The following is a 16,032-nucleotide window of genomic DNA, read 5'->3' on the forward strand; positions in this document are numbered from 1 at the left end:
TACTGTGACATATGTATTCAAAGAAACCTACTTTTTATGAGATTCTATATTATTGTAACGGTTAAAAGGAACAATGCCCATAAATATTTATGTAACATATCCGACCGCGTATTCTCTGATGCAACTTCTCTCAGTATCCGATATAAAGTTTATCATAGGAAACACCAAAATAGTTTGACAAACTACGTACATTTATTGGGTATAATACAGTTTATTGTCATAAATTTGAAATTAGGGATGTTTTGCATCCTGACAGACGGATATTATACACTATATATGGGTATCACCTAGATAGAGAAGTAATATGCCTTAGAACGATACACCACACAAAGGAGACGTTTATGGATACCTCTACACATTTTGTCATGGGGATTGGTCTAGCCGGTCTGGCTTATGTCGATCCTGTCGTCGCAGCGAGTCCCATGCTTGCAGCTGCGGTAATGATTGGCACGATCGCCGGTTCCCAGGCCCCTGACATTGATACTGCTTTACGTCTCAAAAGCAATTCGCTTTACATCCGGAATCATCGGGGCTTGTCACACTCTCTGCCATTTCTCCTGTTATGGGTTTTGCTCATCACCGGCGTCATTGCACTGATATTCCCTGATGTCCCTATTGGACACGTTGCCACCTGGACCGCTGTGGCCGTAGGCTTTCACGTATTCACCGATCTGTTCAACACCTATGGAACCCAAGCCGCCCGGCCTTTTACGGAACGCTGGATCGCCTGGAACATCATTCATATTTTTGATCCGTTTCTATTCACTACACATGTCATAGCTATCCTGTTATGGGCCTTTGATCTGATCGCCCCTGCACCACTCTTCGTTACGTTGTATAGTTTGACCGCTTTATATTATATATGGCGAACGATTGCTCGTGCACAAGCAGTCAGAAAAGTCAGACGTCTCGACAACAGCCCAGAGCAGGCAAGATACATCGTCATTCCAACGATATCCTGGAACCGCTGGCATGTGGTTAAACGAGTTGAGGACGGCAGTTATGTGATCGGTAAAATGGATGGTTCTAATCTGGTATGGAGTCTGCACGCCTCTTCTTCTACTCATGCGGCCGTTGCTGCTTCACGCAAATCACCGGAAGTCAGTGCCTTCCTCTATTTCACCTCCTATGCAGTGGCAGAGGTTGAAGAACTGCCTGCTGGGTACAAGGTCCGCTGGGCAGATGTACGTTATCGACACCGGAAACAATATCCATTTGTCGCTGTGATTGTGATGGATCGGAATTTTGAAACGATTGATACGTATGTAGGCTGGTTAAGCGATGAGAAGATGGATAAAAAACTTTTATCTGCACGCCCTTGACGAAGTGAGCATGGCAAGGCACAATCAAACTTAGGAACTGATACGCGAGAAAGCCCGGTGCGTTTCCGCCCCGGGCTTTCTGTTTATCCTGTTTGTTGCTGTTGGTTAAAATAAATTATTTGCCAGACCCAGCCAGAGACTGCTCAGCGATTTGTACCAGACGTTTGGTGATATATCCACCCAAAGATCCTGTTTCACGGGAAGTGTAGTTACCGTAGTAACCGTCTTGTGGGATAGTTACACCCAGTTCCTGTGCAGCCTCCATTTTCAATTGTTGCAGTGCTGCAGTCGCTTGAGGTACCACCAAGTTGTTTGAAGAACGAGATCCTTGAGCCATAATTTATAATCTCCTTTCAATCTGTGTCTGTAATGTATTGCAAGCTTGCAAGATTATTATGGCTCGTAGGCTTCAGGTTATACGGAATTTCACTAAATTTGTAGATGGAGGTTTTTCCCAATGAGTAAAGGCTTGTCCCTATGGTTCGCATTCTCTTCGATTATCTTGTTAACGGTTTCAGCAATTATGATCTCCTACTCCGGTTGGTTTGCTGCACTACTGTTTGTCCTGTCCATCGCCAACATTGGCTGGGGATTTGTGATTCGTGCCAAAAAAGAACGTCAGGAAGTTCAATCGGCTGTTTCAGAGCCCACTTCTTAAGCGGGTCATATAGTTCAATAAAGTTCAATAATGAACGCACAAATAAAGAGGAGTCCTTCAATAGGGCTCCTCTTTATTCATGTTAACTATTCATTGCGTGAAATATGAAGGTCTTGTTCAGGACTACTGTTTACGTCTTGGAACAAATCCCATACGTTCTTTCACTGCATCCAACGTTTGAGCAGCAACTTCTTCTGCACGACGGGCTGACGTATCCAGAACATCCGACAATTCGCCAGATTCACGAATCTCATTATATCGTTGTTGTAGCGGTTCAATTACAGATACAACCACTTCAGCCAGTTCCTTTTTGAACGGACCGTACATCTTGCCTTCATAACGCTCAGCCACTTCTTTAAGCGTCATACCTGCACATTCAGCATAGATACTCATCAGATTGCTGACCTCCGGTTTGTTTGCCGGATCATATACGACTTCACGCCCGGAATCCGTTGTGGCACGACTGATTTTTTTGCGAATCACATCCGGCGGATCCAGTAGGGCAATATAGCTGCCAGCGTTAGGGTTACTTTTGCTCATCTTTGAAGAGGCATCATCAAGTGACATGACCCGAGCACCCACCTGCGGAATATACGGATCTGGAATGGTGAAGTACTCTCCATAACGGTGATTAAAACGGCCTGCCAGATCACGTGTCAGTTCCAGATGCTGCTTCTGGTCCTCACCTACTGGCACAAGGTCAGCATTGTATAACAAAATATCAGCCGCCATTAATGATGGATACACGAACAGTCCCGCACCAACGGAATCTTTACCGGATGATTTATCCTTAAACTGAGTCATCCGTTCAAGCTCACCCATGGAGGTCAGCGTTGTCATCAACCAGCCCAATTCTGCGTGCTGCGGTACATGGGATTGCAAAAATACGTTAGATTTCGACGGATCAATACCTGCTGCAATAAACAGTGCAGCTACTGCTTCCGACTGTTCACGCAATGCTGCTGGCTCTTGAGCCACGGTGATGGCATGAAGATCAACTACCATGAAATGACATTGATAGTCATGCTGAAGTTTTACAAAATTTTTGATTGCACCAATATAGTTGCCCAATGTGAGCTTACCGCTTGGCTGAATACCTGAAAGTACTGTTTTCATTACCCATAACGCCTCCCTGATTATATATATAAACTCCTGCTATTCTCTGCGAACGCAAAAAGGCCCCACATCCGCAAGGGACGTGAGACCGTGGTGCCACCCTTATTCGCATTTCTTCGATTGCTCCTGACTCTGAATCAAGTCAAGCCGATGAAATGCCTTCATTGTTCCGTAACGTGGATTATACGGCAGACTCTAGTGGGGCAAGCCCATCTCTGGCTTAACCTGTTCAAACCTACACTCAAGGGTCCATTCGGTAAAGAGCTCACACCGGTTCACATCAACCACCGGCTTTCTGAAGAGGATTCTCTTGGCCTACTTATCCCTGTCATCGATTTCAAGTCATTCAATTCTAATAAATGCTTTCAGAGTTCCATCTTAATGCGCACAGGCGCGAATGTCAAAATGAGTTGAACTTTTTTACCCGAGACATCAAAATCTGTTATGATGGAATTGCTTATCCTGTTGCCTGCTTCACACGAAATAGCGCAGGAAATAGCTGGCATGTACACAACGACACGCCTGCAGCAGTAGCTTCATCACGACTGCTTGCAGACAGATTTCAAGTGGGAAAAGGAGCATCGATATGAAACAAGTGACCAAAGGCCAATGGAATGGTTACGACACGTATATCCTACATAGCCGTGAATTGGAAATCACCCTGCTGCCGCGTCTTGGAAATAATATTATTTCTATTCGCGATTTAGTGCAGGACAGAGATGTCGTCCGCCGTCCGGATGAAGACGATCTTGCCTTTTATCTGCAGAAGCCGTACCATTTTGGCGTTCCTCTTCTGATTCCACCAGGGCGCATTCATCGTGGACAATTCGAATATGAAGGTGTTCGTTACCAGTTCGATCAGAACACGGCGAATGACAACCATATTCACGGTCTCCACCGTACCCAATCCTGGTGTGTCAGTGACATTGAGGAAGATGAAGACGGCTGTGCAATTACGACTGAATTACTGACCGAAAATGAAGAGCATTGGATGGCTCAATTCCCGATTCCCCTGAAACTTGAGATGACGTTCAGTCTGCAAAACGCTGTGTTTAGCCAGCGTCTGCGAGTCACCAATCTGAGCTCAACACCTGCTCCATTCGGGATGGGATATCATACATGGTTTTTGTTAGACGGCAAACCTGCCGACTGGACACTGCAACTGCCTGTTTCCGGAATATACGGACAGAATGAAGAACAACTACCGACAGGTGAACTGGAATCCCTGGGTGAATGGTCTGCTCTGAACGAAGGCATCAATTTGCAGGGACGTAACTGGGATACCCTGTTGAAAGCTACCGAAGGTGAACCGGCTACGGCTTACTTACGCAGGCAAGATGGATATACATTGAAATATTCAGCAGATGAAGCATTTTTCAAACATTGGGTTCTCTTTACCAAAGGTGAATCCGATCAGTTCTTGTGCATTGAACCGTACACTTGGCTCCCGGATGCACCTAATTTGGCTTTATCGGATGAACAAACCGGGTTGATTCGTTTGGAACCGGAACAGCCTGTTGAGTTATTTACACGTATTGAGGTTATACCTCCTACAGACTAAGCGAGCTGATCATCTTTTACGCATATCACCCTATATTTTGATATCCAAATACAACTTGTCGACCCGCATTGGGTCGGCTTTTTTATGTGCCCTGCGCTCTGTAGTTATCCATATTTTCCCTTACGCCATATCATGTATATTTCCTTATTCTCTAACCATACTAACATCACCAAGCCATAAGGAGGTGACACATATGTACGGAAGTCAAAACCAAGGTAGCGGTAGCCGCTCCAACAACCTGGTCGTTCCCCAAGCAAATGCTGCATTGCAACAATTGAAAATGGAAGCAGCACAAGAGCTGGGTGTAACGATTCCACAAGATGGTTACTACGGTAACTATACTTCCCGTGAGACAGGTTCTCTGGGTGGATACATCACTAAACGTCTGGTACAAATCGCTGAGCAGCAATTATCGGGTCGTTCGTAAGCTCGTAATTAATGCTTAAGTAGCGTTAAAAAACAAAAGCGGCCTTCTTCGGAAGTGCCGCTTTCTCTTGTGTAACTAATTATGAGGTCGACTCCATATCTGAATCCTTGTATGTATTGGTTCTAGGGTAACGAATCATCAAGCTTGCCATATTGTAATTAGACTCCATCGTTGCATCTACCAAAATCATACCTTGTCTTACTGTGAAATCGTACGATATTTCGCCATGTGTCCAATTGCGTTTGAATTTCAACGTCTCCAATGCCATTGCCCGGAAAGAATTTCTCTGGGTTTCGTTTAGCCCCCCTTCCTCCACATCCATCTGCCCATCTCGTCCAGCTATCGGATTATGTCGAATACCGAATTTCCCAATTACGTTATTTCGTATTTGCACAAAAACTCCCCCTGAATCTAACCCTGATAACTCATGATCAAGTTCTTTGAATACCAGATCCAACTGTCTCGCTAATGAAAGCTCATTAATTTTCATATTAACACTCTCCTTATATGCTTATAGTCCTATACATCAAGGACTTACGACTCATTATATGACATCATATGTGCTCATTCAACAAAGAACGGCAAAGTTGGGTATTTCTAACTATGATTTGCACAATTAATTGCCATTTCACTTCCTTAAACTGAGCTTTTTCACTTAATTACGACAAAATCTTCGAGAATCGAAAATGAGGATTCTGTACAAAAAAAGGCTGGAATCCAGTGTCTGTTAACACGGGATTTCAGCCTTTTTATATATGTTCAACCTATTTTTGGGTTGCTGTCATCTGTAGAAACTGCTCAATATCGGCAATAACCAAGTCCGCAGCATTTTGCCAGAATTCCGGTTGTGTCAGGTCGGTACCCAGATGTTTCTGAGCAAGTTCTTCGACCGTCATACGCCCTGTATCCCGCAACAAATCATCATATTTATCTGCAAATGCTGTACCTTCCTGCTGCGCTCTTGCATAGATTCCCGCACTGAACATATAACCGAACGTGTATGGGAAATTATAGAACGGTACACCAGTTAGATAGAAGTGCAGTTTGGATGCCCAGAAATGAGGGTGATCTGATGCAAGTGCACCGCAGAACGCTTCCTGCTGCGCCTCCACCATTAATTTGGATAATTCATCCGCGCTGACCAAGCCTTTTTTGCGTTGTTCATAGAAACGATTCTCAAACAGGAACCGGGCATGGATGTTCATAAAGAAAGCCACACTTCGCTGTATCTTGTCTTCCAGCAAAGCCAGCTTCTCTTGCTCATCTGTTGCCGCCTGCACCAGGGCATCTGCTACAATCAGTTCAGCAAACGTGGAAGCTGTCTCAGCCACATTCATCGCATAACGTTGATTCAATGCAGGCAACTCTTCCATAATGTGTTGATGATATCCATGACCAAGTTCATGCGCAAGGGTCGACACATTAGACGGTGTCCCAGAGAAGGTCATAAAAATTCGAGTTGCTTTGCTAAGTGGCAAAGACGTACAGAATCCACCTGGACGCTTGCCAGGACGGTCTTCTGCTTCGATCCAGCGTTTCTCAAAAGCCATCTCTGCAAACGAGGAAAGTTTAGGACTGAACTTGGCAAACTGCTCAACAATATTGATGGCTGCCTCATCGTAAGTGATTTTGCCACTCGATTTACCTACAGGTGCATCTACGTCGCTCCAGCTGAGCTTGTCTACCCCCAGCAGTTCTGCCTTGCGCTCCAGATATTGAACAAGCGCAGGTTTGGCACCGTTAATCACATCCCACATCGTATCCAGTGTCTGACGTGACATCCGGTTGATGGCCAGAGGTTCTTTGAGGATATCATCCCAGCCACGTTTCTCATATAACTTCAGACGGAATCCCGCGAGGTGATTCAGCGTGTCAGCGCAGAAATCTTCGACATCGGTCCAAGCCTGCTCCCAGTTTGCGAATACCGTCTCGCGTACATTCCGATCACTATCGCTCAGCTTGTTGGCAGCCTGTCCTGCGGAGAGCATCACCGTTTCCCCATCTTGCTCAAATGGAATGTTCACCTTGCTGACAATCGTGTTGTAGAATTTGCCCCAACCATGGTAACCATCTACACCCAGATCCAGAGCAAGACCTTCCAGTTCAGGCGACAGCTTCTCACGAGCCAGCGTGCGACTCTCGTTCAGTACAAATGCCAGCGGCTTAATATCTTCCCGAGCAATCCAGGCATCCCACACCGAATCCGATGTCTGACTGAGTGTATTATCGAACTTCGATTTGCTGCCGTTCAGCATCGCTGCAATAGAACTGATAGCGCCCTGAAGCTGGGTTGCCTTTTTGTCCTTCTGGTTTTGCGATGAGAGGCAGGATACAAACGCAGAACCTTCCGATATGCGGATATAACAGCTTTGCAGCAGTTCCAAAATCGGATCAAATGCAGCCGTCTCTTCTAATGAAGTCGGTGCAGGTGTTTCGTTCAACAGATGTTGCAGTTTACGTACATCCTCTTCCAGTTCAATCAGATACGCAGCGAATGTCTCGGAGGAAGAACCTCCACTAAAAATGGACTCCAGATCCCATACGGGGTGTAATGGCGTTTTCATTTAATAAGGCACCTCTCTCTATAAATTGGATGGTTAGGATTGAATTAAAAACTGGTTTTCTGTGTGCCATATCTCTATACTAGAGAAATACTTATAGTAACTTTCAGGAGGTAAACGTATGAAACCTTTACAAGTATCGGCTGATACAGCCGTCAAATTAGCAGAATCCCTGGGCGTACCTTTGGAGCACCTGATGCACATGCCCCAACATATCCTGATGCAGAAGATTGCGGAACTCGCCAAACAAGAAACCTCCAAACCTTCCGCACCAGAAGGCGAACAAGAATGATTCCGTTTGAGAACAGCTGGCCTTACGATATTGTGATGGGAGACATCTATGTACAGCAATGTCCCTACTGTCATGCAAGCAACGTGCTGCTCCCCCTCAAACCAAAAGAGCTTGTGCTCATTCGCGAAGGCAAAAAGAAATTACTGGTATTTCCCTGCTGTAATACAAGCATGACCGTGATCGACAACGACAGTGACTATTTGTTATCCAGCCGTCCTGTCCGTAACTAATGTAAGATCAACTTAGAGGGGGCTGCGCTTCGCAGCCTCTTTGTCTGTTTCCAGCATCTCTTCAGGGAGTTCCAACTTACTTGAAATCATCTGCTCACGCAGCACGGCCCACTGTTCCCTTGAAGCACGAATCATGGCCGCATCTGTGATCCGCTTGTCATGAATGACCTTGCTGAACCATTGCACTGCTTCATTAAACCGTCCTACCCTGCGGTTCAATTCCCCGAGCAAATACAACAGTTTGGCTTCATTGCCACCCGTTCCTTCACGTTCGAACACCTTCACATAGGCTTCCAGGCTAAATTCAAGAAAACGATGTTCCTGTGCATGGTCCTCCATATAACGATACAACCAAGCTATATGATGCAACAGACCAGCGACGACACGATCTTTCTCCTGGATAACCTGTGCGCACAGCAAGGCAAGCTTGTACGTTGCCAACGCCTGTTCCAGTGTTCGTGCTCCGCTATAATCACGTTTAACCCAGCGGTTACCGATCTGTTCCTTAAAAGCCTTGCGCTGAGCATCATTTAAATGCTCCGTTGCGTTCTCCGTCGTGGCAAACCCGCACTGAGGACAGATGCGAACCACATAAAAATCTGGATTCTCCAGCTTGTAGTAAGCACAAAAATCCGAATCCGTCCGGTATGGCCTTTTCAAACTCGGTCTTACCCGTGAGGTTTCATACTCGGTTTCGCAATAATGGCAGGTGACTTTCACCTTATACAGCGGCTCTAATTCCAATCTTTTCCATCCCTCTCCCGTACGCTCGTAATCATATTCGGAACTATGGTGTATTCACAAAATGATGTGCAGGCCCGGATAAACGCTGCAGGATAAACGAATGCAAGGGCTCCTCCACACCAATCTGTGTTAAGGCTTGATCCATACATGCAAGCCAAGCCTCAGCCCGTTCAACCGTCACTTCAAAATGCATATGACGGGCACGCATCATCGGATGTCCAAACGCCTCGGAAAACAGCCCTGGGCCCCCAAAAAACTGAGACAAAAACATATACTGCTTGTCGATGACCGGCTGAATATCTTCCGGGAAAAGCGGAGCCAGCTGCTCATTCTGCTGAACGATCGGATAAAAGGCCTCGACCAGTGCGCGAACACCTTTCTCACCGCCAAGATTGTCATAAATACTCAAACTGGGATTCATTCGTCTGATTCCCCTTTCTGATGTCGAATTTTGCCATATATTACACGTTCCGTGAACATTGTGAAAACAGTAACAATATCCAGGCCACAAAAGCCTTTATCTCCATTCTATCAAAAAAAACCAAAAAGTCCTATATAACATGAAATCATCAGGACATGTAACCTGCCATCTGTATATAGGACCCTTTTCAAAAATAGCACAAAAAAACGCCAACCGCTTGGGTTGGCGCACTAGATATTTCATTAATAACTCCGCCAGTCCTCTTCCTCAGAGCGTACAAGCGAGGCACGTATCACATATACAAAAGCACAGACCAGGATTCCGGTGACAAGACTCATGATCATCACTCCATCCGAATTGAATTCCACCTTGGAGACAATTAGGTGACGTTCAGGCGTTTTTCTCATTTTAGCACACATCACTCAAAAACACAGCCACTTTTGCAAGCGCTTTCTACGTATAATTTTGTACTGTTTGTCCACTTTTTTTCATATATTGATGGCAATAACATCACAGACTTCCGCACATCGACCATTCCAAAAATAAAGGAGAAGAATTCATGGCTGCTTCACAACGACTCACCCATGTCCTGGTCACACTCGCTCTCCTGATCCTTTGTGTGTTAATGGTCTTGTATCCAGCGGAAACCTGGCATGCGGGTGTACGCGGACTGTCCATCTGGTGGGACGTATTGTTTCCCTCCCTTTTTCCTTTTTTGGTGCTGTCCGAGCTGCTGCTCGGCTTTGGCATTGTTCATTTTCTAGGTACCTTGCTGAATCCACTGATGCGTCCATTGTTTCGTGTTCCCGGAAGCGGTGGTTTTGTATTTGCCGTGAGCTGTGCATCCGGTTATCCTACAGGGGCGAAACTGACCGCTCAGTTATGGGAACAAAAGCTGGTTACCCGGGAAGAAGGAGAACGGCTCGTTGCCTTCACTACATCATCCGATCCGATCTTCATGATTGGAGCGGTATCGGTTGGGTTCTTCCATAATGTCGCCATTGCTCCAGTATTGGTTGCGAGCCATTACGCTGCAGCTTTTCTGGTGGGTATGCTCATGCGTTTTTACGGGGGTACAGCAAAAGGCTCACAGCCAGACATCTCTTCTGGATCTCCATCGGAGGAGATACCTAGAAACAGACTGGTCCGGGCCATCTATGCGATGCATGAAGCAAGAAAGGCTGACGGACGGGCATTCGGTGAACTGCTGCGCCAGGCAGTCTCCTCATCCCTTCGCCTTATTATTATCGTAGGAGGGCTGGTTGTATTCTTCTCGGTCATGATGGAGCTGCTTGTACAGACCGGTTGGCTTGGCGGATTATACGGGATAACCGAGCAATTGTTACGACATAGCGGACTGCCTCCATCCCTATCTCCTAGCTTGGTCGGTGGGCTGTTTGAAGTAACGCTGGGGAACAAAGAGGCTGGGAGTGCCGGGGCATCCATCCCACTCGTCTATAAAGTAGCAGCTGCAGCCTTTGTTCTCTCCTGGGGCGGATTATCCGTCCATGCACAGATCATGAGTGTTCTTAGCAACACACCCATGAGATACGGTCCATTTCTATTTGCCAGAGCAATTCATGCCCTAATCGCACCTGTGCTGGTCCTGCTGTTGTGGACACCCATGATGGGGCGTTCCTCTTCACCCGTTCTTATGGAGCCCGGTTTCATCCCATCGTTATCAACGTATACACCGGACTGGGGACTGATTTTCTTATCCGGAATGATTGTTTTTGTAAGCCTCATCGTGTTGTTGTTATTCCTTGCGATATTAAGTTCCATTCTCAAGCCTAGACGACATGCCAAAAAATAAGTCAACGATTCATCTATATTTAACGGAATATGCGCCCAAACGTTGTGTTCTTCCGCGGAATTGATTATCATCGGTAGTATAATGACCACAAAGGAGCTTTCATCTTGAGATACTATGTTCAAGACCGCGGAGACCAGTTATCGATTGATCTCAGTCAGCAGTTTCATGCGCTGGCGAAGGAAGAAGGGTTCAAGCTGGATGCAGAATCGCCGGAGATTGTTATCTCCATCGGGGGCGATGGTACGATGCTACAGGCATTTCACAATTTCATCGACCGTATTCCGGATATTGCTTTTGTTGGGGTTCATACAGGCCATCTCGGCTTTTACGCCGATTGGAAGAAGGAAGAATTACGGGAATTAGTCAGGCTGATGAGTGGCAAGGGAGATCCGGAGCGTCTCAAACCACGCATTGTACAATACCCGCTATTGGAGCTTGAGATCCGGAAAAAGTCAGGGAATTCCTCTTACATCGCCCTTAATGAATTTACGTTAAAAGGTGTAGACGGTACCGTCGTGGCCCAGGTCGATATTAACGATGTGACATTTGAGATGTTCCGTGGGGATGGCATCTGTGTATCCACACCATCAGGCAGTACGGCATACAACAAGGCCCTTGGGGGTGCCATGGTTCATCCAACCATCGAGGCCATTCAGATTGCGGAGATTGCATCGATTAATAACCGGGTCTATCGGACACTTGGTTCACCGGTTATTTTGCCCAAGCATCATCATTGTGATATTTTCTCCCGCAAGGATCAGCGGTTACTGATGACCATTGATCATGTGAATGTGATGGTGGAGGATCTGATCTCCGTCCGTTGTCAGGTATCCAGTCACAAGGTCAGTTTCGCACGTTTCCGCCCTTATCCATTCTGGAACCGGGTTCGCACGGCATTTCTTGACTAAAATAAACACACCAAAAAAGCGGTCCTTCTCAGGAACCGCTTTTTGCTTTGGCTTGAGGTTGATCTTTGCTCTTCTGAAGCACAAAGTACGCACAGCCAAAGTTACAATATTCATTGATATAATCCACCATACTGGCGATTGTGGAATCCTTTGTCGCTTTTGGATGGTTATCACGGTAAAACCCTTTTAACCTCAACTGGCTATAACCCCAGTCCCCGATAATATAATCATAACGCTCCAGCACTTCACTGTAACGATCACGGAAAACCTCTGGATTCCAGCCTTCTTTGTGGTTCTGGACGATTCCATAATTTTTGCCGCCGATCTGTACAATGACCGGTTCTTTGGGCTTTTCTTCAACTGACTCAACAACCGATTCCTGAGCCGGCTCCTGGATCTGTTCCTGAAGTTGGTCCTGAATCTGTTCTGTGTTTTTTTCTTCTTCCAATCCGGTATCCTCCATCACGCGTGTGTTGCCGCCTGTTCAGCATGTTTGGTAGCCGATTTCACCTGTTCATGCGCATGGTAGGAGCTGCGTACCATAGGGCCAGATTCGACGTGGCTGAATCCACGTTTTAATCCTTCCTGTTTTAATGCAGCAAACTCCTCTGGCGGATAATACTTTTCAACATACAGATGTTTCTCCGATGGCTGCAAATATTGACCAATCGTCATAATATCACAGTTCACCGCACGAAGATCATCCATTGTTGATAAAATTTCATTATATTCCTCACCTACACCAAGCATAATACTTGATTTCGTAGGGATGTTAGGTTGCATTTCTTTGGCACGAGCAAGCAATTCCAGTGAACGTTTATATTTTGCCTTGGCACGCACTTTGTCTGACAACCGCTCAACCGTCTCAATATTGTGATTCAGAATGTCCGGTTTGGCATCCATTACAATCTGCAAAGATTCCCGATCGCCCAGAAAATCTGGAATGAGTACTTCAACGCTGCACAATGGCAACCGTCGCCGTACGGCCTTCACCGTCTCTGCAAAAATCGTAGCTCCACCATCTTTCAGATCGTCACGGGCTACACTTGTAATTACGCAGTGTTGCAGATTCATCTGCTCTGCTGCTTCCGCCACACGTTCTGGTTCCTGCAAATCAAGCTCCGTTGGCAAGCCTGTATTCACCGCGCAAAAACGGCATGCCCTTGTGCAAATATCGCCCAAAATCATAAAAGTGGCCGTTCGATTGGCCCAGCATTCATAAATATTCGGACACCGCGCTTCCTCACATACCGTATGCAGCGTTTTGGAACGCATCATCGTTTTCATTTCCTGATAGTTATCGCCGGTTGTCAATTTGATCCGAATCCAATCCGGCTTCGGTTCTTTAACACGTTTAGCCAATGCATAAACCTTCTTTCTACTGAAGTTAGGCTGTTGCTCGGAACATATTATACCATGAAAGCGCTGGAAAAACCCCCATTTGTCACATCTTGTGCATTCATGCCCGATATGGACAATTTGTATAATTCGATTCCCCCCAAGAGCTTACATGGATAAAATGAGAACTTTTGAAGAACGCTAACCTTTAGCTTGGTTCATCGGGTACCTTGTATCATTCTAATGGAAAGGGGCTGCTTCCCAGTGCAACAACGCTTGACCTTCAGGCACACATACCGCTTTTGGATCAAAACATTACTTGCAGGTACTCTGCTTCTCCCATTCTTGCCTGTTGAAGTTTACAGTGAACCCGCCGAGGCCGCTCCCAAACCACAGGCTGCCGAGTTAAAACCCGCAGAAATTTTTGCTGCACGTCGCCATTTATATGAAACCATTGGTCAGATGACACAGATTCCCTGGTACAGGCTTGCCGCAATTGATCAGTATGAACGAACGATTACTCGTGCACACCCAAAGGATCGCAAGCATCCAGAACGGCTTACAGGTATCTTCATGACCCCTCCGGCCTGGAGAGGATGGTTAAATCCCGATGAGACGGATCAACATCCGGAATCCATTCTTTTTTTCAAAGGATATGGACGTGATGGTTCAGGAGACGGTAAAGCAGATGCCAACAATGATCAGGATGTGCTGTACAGCATGGCTTCTGTTATTCAAGGTTACGGAAACAAGCAAGAGGACTTCAACATTGCCTTGTGGGAATATTATCACAACTCCCGTGCTGTGCAACGGATACAGCAATTCGCGAAGTTATATGAGCATTTTGACAATCTGGATCTATTCGGACATGCCTTTCCGGTCCCGCTCGGAACCAACTACTCCTATCGCAGTACCTGGGGAACGAAAAGAAGCTGGGGCGGTTATCGCATTCATGAGGGAACAGATATTTTCGCTCCGCATGGCCTGCCTGTGCGCAGTACCTGTTACGGAGTCGTGGAGATCAAAGGCTGGAACCCGTTTGGCGGCTGGCGCATCGGAATTCGGGATTTGAACAACCATTATCATTACTACGCCCACCTATCGGGTTTTGACAAAAGTGCACGCATCGGTGAAGTGGTTATCCCCGGTCAGGTCGTAGGTTGGGTTGGCAGTTCGGGTTACGGGAAACCTGGGACACAGGGCAAATTCCCTCCTCATCTGCACTATGGGATCTACCGGGACAGCGGACTGCACGAATGGTCGTTCGATCCTTATCCACAGCTGAAACATTGGGAACAGGATGAACGCAAACAAAAGAGCAAGAAAAGTAAGTGAAACGAGGATATGCTCCGTACGTGGAAGCATTCTGAGTACAACTCATGTCTTGACCCAAACCTGTAAATTGGCGGGATTAAGTCGATTCTCTTCTGCTCAGAGTACGATAAGCATTCGAAAAAGGGACCTCTTTAATAGAGGCCCCTTTCTTTGTTTTACAATTCAAATTGTGTGTATCATGGGTGCGCGTCCTTATTGAGCTGCAATCCCCCATTCACATCAGGCAGATCATCCGGTTCAATTTCAAGTTCATTCCCTTGCAAAGGGTCTGACGGCGTCTGTTGCTGGTTCTGGCTAGGCGGATTCGTAGTTACTCCATTACCGCTTGATACACCCGTATGACCTGATGGCAGCGCAATAGCTGGGGCGTTACTGCCGTTAGTGCCCACTGGCTTGCCCTGATTATCGTAATAATACATTGGCACATCCCCGACAACCAGAAGGTAGGAAATCGGAATTTCCGTATCAACCGTTTCGGGCTCCATGTCGAATGGCACCACGACCGCGACCTCAGCAATAATGTGAATGTACACTTCCACCAAGATCATGTTAATCCCCGCATTTTGCTGACGGGTGTTCAGGTCCACTTTGACAGCGCCTTGGGGCTCAATACGAACCGGTATACTCGGGCCAAATGAAGCCAACACCGGACTGCCCAGCGCCTGCCCCAGCGGGATTTTTTCTTTTAACATGTGTACATTCTGCAGCGTGGATTGCACAATATTCATCGTACTTGCAGTAATTTGCATATGCTCATTGTAGTTCAGCATGAAACCGGACACTTTCCCGGCGGTATCCGTCTTCCAGTCAATCAGTCCTTCGTTGGTTTTGCCATCTGCAACCTGTGCTGTAATCGCCTTGTTGATCGCTTCAGTCGCAATCTGCTTCACTCTGATCTTGGCCAAGTGCATGATGGGGGGCTTCATCTTTTTATCCACATAAGCAAAGCCCTGCATCAAACAAAACGCGGTGACCAATAGAATGATCAACCACATTTTGCGTTTGCCGCTTGGCGGCTTACGGCGTCTCCGGCTTCGCCATTTTCTTCTCATCATCGAAGTGTCCCTCCCCTACGGGATGAGCTATAGGCTATATGTTAACCTTATGCACCGTTGTCCCGAAAAAGAAGGACAGTACGTGGACACTGGATAGAAAGTAACAACAACATGAAAGGGACAAGTACTCCTCATTGTTTAAACTAACCTCAAATCGGAAACTACATAAACAGAGACTAAAAAAGCCTTTCGCCTGCAGTTTACTCTGCAAGGCAAAAGGCTTTACGTTTAGACCACCCAAAGATTCAGGC

19 protein-coding genes and 1 other annotated feature are annotated in these 16,032 nt (G+C 46.4%); of the genes, 9 read left to right on the forward strand and 10 right to left on the reverse strand.

Annotated features, from left to right (window positions below; translation table 11 throughout):
• Nucleotides 1-341 precede the first annotated feature (341 nt).
• Nucleotides 342-1,322 carry a metal-dependent hydrolase gene (locus AC4E8D_RS25875; RefSeq protein ID WP_221823605.1) on the forward strand — a complete coding sequence of 327 codons (981 nt, stop codon included), beginning with the start codon at nucleotides 342-344 and terminating at the stop codon, nucleotides 1,320-1,322.
• A 115-nt stretch (nucleotides 1,323-1,437) separates the two neighbouring features.
• On the opposite strand, the gene AC4E8D_RS25880 is transcribed toward AC4E8D_RS25875, so the two are convergent.
• Entirely contained in the window at nucleotides 1,438-1,659 is a 222-nt protein-coding gene (locus AC4E8D_RS25880) for an alpha/beta-type small acid-soluble spore protein (RefSeq protein ID WP_056702318.1), read from the reverse strand.
• 120 nt (nucleotides 1,660-1,779) lie between these two features.
• On the opposite strand from AC4E8D_RS25880, the gene AC4E8D_RS25885 reads away from it, so the two are divergent.
• Entirely contained in the window at nucleotides 1,780-1,980 is a 201-nt protein-coding gene (locus AC4E8D_RS25885; RefSeq protein ID WP_221823608.1) for a hypothetical protein, read from the forward strand.
• Between the two features lie 123 nt (nucleotides 1,981-2,103).
• Here AC4E8D_RS25885 and trpS read toward each other — a convergent pair whose 3' ends face one another.
• Nucleotides 2,104-3,096, reverse strand: coding sequence for a tryptophan--tRNA ligase (trpS, locus tag AC4E8D_RS25890; RefSeq protein ID WP_221823610.1), 993 nt, complete (start codon nucleotides 3,094-3,096; stop codon nucleotides 2,104-2,106).
• Nucleotides 3,097-3,169: 73 nt separating this feature from the next.
• Nucleotides 3,170-3,437 (reverse strand) — a binding site (T-box leader).
• Between the two features lie 245 nt (nucleotides 3,438-3,682).
• Here trpS and AC4E8D_RS25895 point away from each other — a divergent pair.
• Both AC4E8D_RS25895 and AC4E8D_RS25900 read left to right on the forward strand, forming a co-directional pair.
• A complete protein-coding gene (locus AC4E8D_RS25895) occupies nucleotides 3,683-4,657 on the forward strand; it encodes an aldose 1-epimerase (RefSeq protein ID WP_036673298.1) in 975 nt (324 codons plus the stop codon).
• A 193-nt stretch (nucleotides 4,658-4,850) separates the two neighbouring features.
• Nucleotides 4,851-5,084 (forward strand): alpha/beta-type small acid-soluble spore protein, encoded by a 234-nt coding sequence (locus AC4E8D_RS25900; RefSeq protein WP_076211017.1) that lies wholly within the window; start codon nucleotides 4,851-4,853, stop codon nucleotides 5,082-5,084.
• 79 nt (nucleotides 5,085-5,163) lie between these two features.
• Here AC4E8D_RS25900 and AC4E8D_RS25905 read toward each other — a convergent pair whose 3' ends face one another.
• A complete protein-coding gene (locus AC4E8D_RS25905) occupies nucleotides 5,164-5,574 on the reverse strand; it encodes an O-methyltransferase (protein WP_221823612.1) in 411 nt (136 codons plus the stop codon).
• Between the two features lie 274 nt (nucleotides 5,575-5,848).
• Complete coding sequence (locus tag AC4E8D_RS25910; RefSeq protein WP_339305584.1) at nucleotides 5,849-7,648, reverse strand: M3 family oligoendopeptidase; 1,800 nt, start codon at nucleotides 7,646-7,648, stop codon at nucleotides 5,849-5,851.
• A 118-nt stretch (nucleotides 7,649-7,766) separates the two neighbouring features.
• On the opposite strand from AC4E8D_RS25910, the gene AC4E8D_RS25915 reads away from it, so the two are divergent.
• Both AC4E8D_RS25915 and AC4E8D_RS25920 read left to right on the forward strand, forming a co-directional pair.
• Nucleotides 7,767-7,937 (forward strand): YycC family protein, encoded by a 171-nt coding sequence (locus AC4E8D_RS25915; RefSeq protein ID WP_074096390.1) that lies wholly within the window; start codon nucleotides 7,767-7,769, stop codon nucleotides 7,935-7,937.
• Nucleotides 7,934-8,167 (forward strand): hypothetical protein, encoded by a 234-nt coding sequence (locus tag AC4E8D_RS25920; RefSeq protein WP_017692378.1) that lies wholly within the window; start codon nucleotides 7,934-7,936, stop codon nucleotides 8,165-8,167. The genes AC4E8D_RS25915 and AC4E8D_RS25920 overlap by 4 nt, the downstream gene beginning before the upstream one ends.
• A gap of 12 nt (nucleotides 8,168-8,179) precedes the next feature.
• Here the strand turns inward: AC4E8D_RS25920 and AC4E8D_RS25925 are convergent, their stop codons facing one another.
• The 3 genes from AC4E8D_RS25925 to AC4E8D_RS25935 form a co-directional block, all read right to left on the reverse strand.
• Nucleotides 8,180-8,911, reverse strand: a complete 732-nt coding sequence (locus AC4E8D_RS25925) for a DUF2225 domain-containing protein (protein WP_076254604.1) — start codon at nucleotides 8,909-8,911, stop codon at nucleotides 8,180-8,182.
• Nucleotides 8,912-8,954: 43 nt separating this feature from the next.
• Complete coding sequence (locus tag AC4E8D_RS25930) at nucleotides 8,955-9,332, reverse strand: globin domain-containing protein (RefSeq protein ID WP_036605723.1); 378 nt, start codon at nucleotides 9,330-9,332, stop codon at nucleotides 8,955-8,957.
• Nucleotides 9,333-9,574: 242 nt separating this feature from the next.
• Entirely contained in the window at nucleotides 9,575-9,739 is a 165-nt protein-coding gene (locus AC4E8D_RS25935; RefSeq protein ID WP_155984997.1) for a hypothetical protein, read from the reverse strand.
• A gap of 152 nt (nucleotides 9,740-9,891) precedes the next feature.
• Here AC4E8D_RS25935 and ylbJ point away from each other — a divergent pair, with 152 nt between their 5' ends.
• Nucleotides 9,892-11,145, forward strand: coding sequence for a sporulation integral membrane protein YlbJ (gene ylbJ / locus AC4E8D_RS25940; RefSeq protein ID WP_339305587.1), 1,254 nt, complete (start codon nucleotides 9,892-9,894; stop codon nucleotides 11,143-11,145).
• Between the two features lie 104 nt (nucleotides 11,146-11,249).
• Nucleotides 11,250-12,053 (forward strand): NAD kinase, encoded by an 804-nt coding sequence (locus AC4E8D_RS25945; RefSeq protein WP_036673293.1) that lies wholly within the window; start codon nucleotides 11,250-11,252, stop codon nucleotides 12,051-12,053.
• A gap of 28 nt (nucleotides 12,054-12,081) precedes the next feature.
• Here AC4E8D_RS25945 and AC4E8D_RS25950 read toward each other — a convergent pair whose 3' ends face one another.
• Both AC4E8D_RS25950 and lipA read right to left on the reverse strand, forming a co-directional pair.
• A complete protein-coding gene (locus AC4E8D_RS25950; RefSeq protein WP_490205374.1) occupies nucleotides 12,082-12,501 on the reverse strand; it encodes a YutD family protein in 420 nt (139 codons plus the stop codon).
• A 14-nt stretch (nucleotides 12,502-12,515) separates the two neighbouring features.
• Complete coding sequence (lipA, locus tag AC4E8D_RS25955; protein WP_017692371.1) at nucleotides 12,516-13,415, reverse strand: lipoyl synthase; 900 nt, start codon at nucleotides 13,413-13,415, stop codon at nucleotides 12,516-12,518.
• Between the two features lie 240 nt (nucleotides 13,416-13,655).
• Here lipA and AC4E8D_RS25960 point away from each other — a divergent pair, with 240 nt between their 5' ends.
• The gene (locus tag AC4E8D_RS25960; RefSeq protein ID WP_339305590.1) at nucleotides 13,656-14,726 is read left to right on the forward strand and encodes a M23 family metallopeptidase; all 1,071 of its coding nucleotides are present in this window, start codon (nucleotides 13,656-13,658) and stop codon (nucleotides 14,724-14,726) included.
• Nucleotides 14,727-14,902: 176 nt separating this feature from the next.
• Here the strand turns inward: AC4E8D_RS25960 and yunB are convergent, their stop codons facing one another.
• Nucleotides 14,903-15,781 carry a sporulation protein YunB gene (yunB, locus tag AC4E8D_RS25965; protein WP_221823623.1) on the reverse strand — a complete coding sequence of 293 codons (879 nt, stop codon included), beginning with the start codon at nucleotides 15,779-15,781 and terminating at the stop codon, nucleotides 14,903-14,905.
• Between the last annotated feature and the right edge of the window lie 251 nt (nucleotides 15,782-16,032).

The sequence above is a fragment of the Paenibacillus sp. SRL342 genome, from assembly GCF_984798905.1.